The 595-nt window shown below is 60.3% G+C and carries 1 protein-coding gene; it reads right to left on the bottom strand.

What is annotated here, in order from left to right:
* The coding region (locus ACXJ7R_RS35835) for a sulfatase-like hydrolase/transferase (protein WP_457155902.1) at nt 1-595 on the bottom strand (595 nt) is incomplete at both ends.

Genomic DNA, 595 nt, shown 5'->3' with positions numbered 1-595 from the left:
AGGATGGTGTCGTTCGCGATACCGAGATCGTCGAGCGCCTTGAGCAGCTTGCCAACGTCGCCATCATGCTCGATCATGCCGTCGGCATATTCATTGTCCGGCATGCCGCTCTGGCCTCGCATTGACGCCCGCACGTGAGTGATGAAATGCATGCGGGTTGAGTTGAACCAGCAGAAGAACGGCTTACCCGCTTGCTTCTGACGCTGGATGAAGTCGATTGCCGCCGCGCTTGTTTCGTCGTCGATCGTCTCCATGCGCTTCTTGGTCAGCGGTCCGGTGTCCTCGATAGTCTGCTTGCCGATCTTCCCGAAGCGTGGGTCCTCGGTCGGATCGTCAGTGTCCGAGGCCTTACACTTCAGAACGCCGCGCGGTCCGAACTTTGCTCTAAAGGCCGGGTCCTTCGGGTAGTCGGGGTTCTCCGGCTCCTCCTCGGCATTGAGATGATAGAGGTTGCCGAAGAACTCATCGAAGCCATGCACCGTCGGCAGGAACTCGTTGCGGTCGCCGAGATGGTTCTTGCCAAACTGGCCGGTGGCGTAGCCGAGCGGCTTCAGCGCCTCGGCGATTGTGATGTCCTGCGGCTGCAGGCCGAGCG

It is taken from the genome of Mesorhizobium sp. P5_C1 (assembly GCF_054049815.1).
This window is presented reverse-complemented; position numbering and strand designations above follow the sequence as displayed.